This window comes from Dethiosulfatibacter sp., from assembly GCF_983023055.1.
This window is the reverse complement of record NZ_CEZJXU010000167.1, coordinates 1-4,979: the sequence shown is the minus strand read 5'-3', so window position 1 is coordinate 4,979 and position 4,979 is coordinate 1. Positions and strand designations below refer to the sequence as shown.

4 protein-coding genes are annotated in these 4,979 nt (G+C 37.2%); all 4 read left to right on the top strand.

Translation table 11 applies throughout. From position 1 onward, the window contains the following. The first annotated feature begins 50 nt into the window (after positions 1-50). On the top strand, positions 51-620 hold the full coding sequence (locus tag AC3AX0_RS07125) for a 5-formyltetrahydrofolate cyclo-ligase (protein WP_487549615.1): 570 nt from the start codon (positions 51-53) through the stop codon (positions 618-620). Positions 621-861: 241 nt separating this feature from the next. After that, complete coding sequence (tilS, locus tag AC3AX0_RS07120) at positions 862-2,229, top strand: tRNA lysidine(34) synthetase TilS (protein ID WP_487549614.1); 1,368 nt, start codon at positions 862-864, stop codon at positions 2,227-2,229. Beyond that, complete coding sequence (gene hpt / locus AC3AX0_RS07115; protein WP_487549613.1) at positions 2,230-2,772, top strand: hypoxanthine phosphoribosyltransferase; 543 nt, start codon at positions 2,230-2,232, stop codon at positions 2,770-2,772. 316 nt (positions 2,773-3,088) lie between these two features. After that, positions 3,089-4,900, top strand: coding sequence for an ATP-dependent zinc metalloprotease FtsH (ftsH, locus tag AC3AX0_RS07110; protein ID WP_487549612.1), 1,812 nt, complete (start codon positions 3,089-3,091; stop codon positions 4,898-4,900). Positions 4,901-4,979 lie beyond the last annotated feature (79 nt).

Below are 4,979 nucleotides of genomic sequence, written 5' to 3'. Positions count from 1 at the left end.
GACGGTGAAAGTAATTATGACTATAAATGATTTGAACCCTGGAGGTTAATATGGAAACCAAGAAGGAAGTTAGAAAAAGGATACTGAAGCAAAGAAGGGAAATGGATGTGAAGGAAGCAGTGGAAAAAAGCTCTCTCATATTCGATAGAATAACCTGTCTTGAAGAATTCAAGAATGCTAAGACAATAGGTTTGTACCTAAGCTTTGAAAATGAGGTGGATACCTTCAACTTGTTGGAGTTCATTAAGGAAGCGGGAAAGAAAATTGTTGTTACATATACTGAATCCAAGTCTGTAGTTCTTGTTCCAGTATATGTGAATGATATAAAAAATGATCTTGTTGAAGGAGTCTGGGGATATCTTGAACCAAAGGTGGATGAACTTGAAAAGGCTGGGGAAGAAGACATTGATTTCGTAATAGTTCCAGGAGTTGTCTTTGACGAGGAAAGAAACAGGGTAGGTTTTGGCAAGGGTTATTATGACAAGTACCTTTCCAAATTGAGAGATGACGCAGTGACAGCAGCTGTGGCTTATGAGTTTCAGGTGCTAAAGAGTGTTCCAGTGGAAAGCCACGATATCAAGATGAAGATGATTGTTACTGAAGACAGAATAATAAGATAAGAAATCTGGACAGTGACTTCCTTATATAAGGAGGGTCATTGTCTTTTGGTTTACTATTACCTCAAAAAGTCATTTGTTTACAAAATTCCTTGAAGCATTGGAGTTTTGTTTTAAAGGTAGACTTTCCTCGGGTATGATATCTGCTTTGGCAGATATCCATGTTACAAATTAAATAAATTTTGTAATCAATCTTGTATAAAAATATATTTGATGTTAAAATGACATTTCAGGATGTGATTCAATGGAAAAAAGAGTTAAATACAATTTAATAAAAAACTGTTGTATAAAGGAAAATGACAATATACTTCTTGGACTTTCAGGAGGACCGGATTCTGTATTCTTATTTCATCTCCTAAGACTTTTAAGGGATGAATTGGGCTACAATCTTTACTGCGCCCATGTGAACCATTTATACAGGGGCGAAGACGCCTATAGGGACGAAAAATTTGCCATGGACCTTTGTGGAAAATATGGAATCAAATGCTTTCTACTTAGAAAGCATGCTTCCGAATATGCAAAAGAGCTTAACATGACAGAGGAAGAAGCTGGAAGAAAGATGAGATATGATTTCTTTAATGGTATTCTTGAGGATATGGGAGGCGGATACATATCCACGGCTCACAACTATAACGATCAGGTTGAAACTCTTCTTCAAAGGATAATAAGGGGAACGGGAATAGACGGTCTTGTGGGAATGGAATTCAAGGCAAGAAACATAATAAGGCCAATCCTTGATATCAAGAGAAGTGAATTGGAAAAACACCTTCATGACAATGGTCATGAATACTGCATAGATAAGACAAATCTTGAAACCGTATATGGAAGAAACAGGATACGTCTTGACTTCATACCCTATGTGGAGGAAAACTATAATCCTAGATTTCAGGACAGCATATTCAGATTGTCCCAGACTGTAAAAAATGACAGGGAAATCATAGAGGAAAGCGTCAGGAAGTCATATGAAGATGTAGTTATATCTGAAAAGGGCAGTATAAGGCTTGACCTTGAAATATTCAACAGTCTTGTGAAGGGACTTAAAACAAGAGTCCTAAGGCATTCAATAGAGAAGCTCAAGGGTAATCTTGTAAATATTGAATTTTCTCATCTGGAACAGGTATTGTCAATCTGTGAAAGAAGAAATACAGGAAAAACCGTAACACTTCCAGGAAATATTTCCCTTGGAATTGAATATGGTGAAATAGTTGTAAAAACTAAAGAAGAAATTAAGGATTATGAGTATAATATATCTATAGGCAATTCTATCATCATAGGGGAAGCTGGAGTTGAATTAAAGACTTATATGACAGATGATGAAAAATATGATAAATCCTTTAACATAATTCTAGTGGATTATGATAAAATAAAAGGCAATCTTATTGTGAGGAACAGAAGACCTGGAGACAGGTTTGTACCTTTGGGAATGAAAGGCCAGAAAAAACTAAAGGATTTTTTTATTGATGAAAGGATTCCAAGAGATAAGAGAAACAAGGTTCCTGTTCTTGCAGATGAAGAAAACATCATTTGGATAGCTGGCCACAGAATGAGTGACCTATATAAAATAGACAAAAACACTAAAAAAGTGATTGTAATTGAAATAAAGGAGATTTAAATGGATTTAAACAAAATCACAAAGGAAATAATGATCAGCAAGGAAGCACTGGCTGAAAAGACAAGGGAATTGGGACAAGCAATAACCAGAGATTATGAAGGCAAGGAAGTACTGCTTGTATGTGTTCTTAACGGAGCTATAATGTTCATGTCAGACCTTATGAAGGAAATCAAACTGCCCCTTGAAATTGACTTCATGGCAGTATCAAGTTATGGTAATTCTACAAAGTCCTCAGGTGTAGTAAAAATCATCAAGGACCTTGACAAATCTGTAGAAGGAAAGAATATAATAATTGTTGAAGATATAATAGATTCGGGATTAACTCTTCATTACCTTATTGATAATCTTAGGTCAAGAGGACCAGAAAGTATTGAAATATGTACCCTTTTGGACAAGCCATCAGGCAGAAAAGCTGATGTACCAATCAAATACAAAGGGTTTGAAATAAAGGATGAATTTGTAGTTGGATACGGATTGGACTACGCTGAAAAATACAGAAACATTCCATATATTTTCGTTTTGAAGGAAGATGTATATTCTTAAGACCTTTCTTGCAGCTAGGGAAAGTTATAATAGGCATAACACCTTAAAGCTTTGGTGTTATGCTTTGAAGGAAACTTTCCTTCACATCTTAATAAATGCTTGTGCATTTAACGCATCTAAAGATGCTTTCTTGCAGCTAGGGAAAGTAAAAATATACATAACACCTTGAAGCTTTGGTGTTATGCGATTAAGGAAACTTTCCTGCGCGATTTGAAATCCGCTTACTCGGATTTCTTGAAATAGAAATTGTAATGTGATAAAATAGAAAATCGGGTATTGACTAAAATTATAAATACAGCGCCGAAAGGAGGACGAAATGAAGAATTTTGCAAAAGGAATAAGTTTTTATATAGTGATTTTCATAATCATTCTATTAATTGTTAGTATGCTGTCAAATTCAAATATTGAATCTAAACAGCTTACCTATACCGAACTTGTTATTCACATACAGAATGACAATATTTCGGATATCAAATTTATTGACAACAATGTTACTGGAACAATGAGGAACGGAACAACGTTCAATTCATATATTCCATATCCTGAACTTTTTAAGGTCAGTGATTATCTTGAAGAAAGTGTAAAAAGCGGAAATATAGTTGTGGAGGGCGAACCTACACCAACTACTCCATTCTATATCCAGATGCTGCCTACAATAGCCATGATAGGACTATTCGCCATATTCTGGTTCGTATTCATGAACCAGTCCCAGGGTGGAGGCGGAGGCAAGGTAATGCAATTCGGAAAGAGCCGTGCAAAAATGCACAAGGAAGATCCGGAGAAAAAAGTCAGATTTGCTGATGTTGCAGGACTTGACGAGGAAAAGGAAGAACTGTCTGAAATAGTGGATTTCCTGAAGGATCCAAAGAGATTTACTGCTCTTGGAGCGAGAATACCAAAGGGTATCCTTATGGTGGGACCTCCAGGAACAGGTAAGACATATATATCAAAGGCAGTAGCAGGAGAGGCTGGAGTACCGTTTTTCAGCATCAGTGGTTCCGACTTTGTTGAAATGTTTGTCGGTGTTGGAGCATCTAGAGTTAGAGACCTGTTTGAACAGGCTAAGAAAAACGCTCCATGTATAATATTTGTAGATGAGATTGATGCAGTAGGAAGAAGAAGAGGCGCAGGAATTGGTGGCGGACATGACGAGAGGGAGCAGACACTTAACCAGCTTCTTGTTGAAATGGACGGATTTGGTGACAACGAAGGAATCATAATGATTTCCGCTACAAACAGACCTGATATACTTGACCCTGCATTGCTTAGACCGGGTAGATTCGATAGACAGGTACATATAGGAATACCCGATAGAAAGGGAAGGGAAGATGTTCTTAAGATACATGCAAAGAACAAGCCATTTGCCGAAGATGTCGACCTGGGTGTAATTGCCAGAAGGACACCTGGATTTACTCCTGCAGACCTTGAAAATGTATTGAATGAAGCGGCACTTTTGTCTGCCAGACTGGGTCATACTGAAATTTCAATGGACACTCTGGAAGAATCAATCACAAAAGTTATTGCAGGACCGGAAAAGAAGAGCAAGATAATAAGCGAAAAGGAAAAAAGGCTTACTGCCTATCACGAGGCTGGACATGCAGTTGTTGCAAGACTCCTTCCGAATTCTGACCCTGTCCACATGGTATCCATAATACCAAGGGGAAGAACAGGAGGATTCACAATGATCCTTCCTGAAGAGGATAGAAGCTATATGTCAAAGAGTGAAATGGAAGATAATCTTGTTCACCTTCTTGGTGGAAGGGTAGCTGAAAAGCTGGTTCTTGATGATATTAGTACAGGAGCATCAAACGACATTCAAAGAGCAACCAAGATAGCCAGAGGAATGGTAACACATTATGGAATGAGTGACAACCTTGGACCTATGTCTTATTCCGGTGACGATGATGAAGTATTCCTTGGAAGGGATTTTGCCAAGAGCAGAAACTATTCAGAGGAAGTTGCTGCACAGATAGACAGGGAAATGAGATCGATAATTGACAAGGCATATCATACAGCTGAATCATTATTAAGAGACAATATAGAAAAACTTCACAAGGTTGCTGAAGGTCTTCTTGAAAAAGAGACCCTTGACGCCAAGGAATTTGAAGCATTGTTTCTTCAAGCATAATAGAATATAAAACTTTATAAAGTTGAAATAAAATGGTTCCTTTTAGGGACCATTTTTTTAAAATAAAAAATGTAGCCTT

Excerpts from the sequence above, each read along its gene's own strand:
- hpt (WP_487549613.1), top strand. The coding sequence starts at position 2,230 with ATGGATTTAAACAAAATCACAAAGGAAATAATGATCAGCAAGGAAGCA.
- tilS (WP_487549614.1), top strand. The coding sequence starts at position 862 with ATGGAAAAAAGAGTTAAATACAATTTAATAAAAAACTGTTGTATAAAG.
- AC3AX0_RS07125 (WP_487549615.1), top strand. The coding sequence starts at position 51 with ATGGAAACCAAGAAGGAAGTTAGAAAAAGGATACTGAAGCAAAGAAGG.
- ftsH (WP_487549612.1), top strand. The coding sequence starts at position 3,089 with ATGAAGAATTTTGCAAAAGGAATAAGTTTTTATATAGTGATTTTCATA.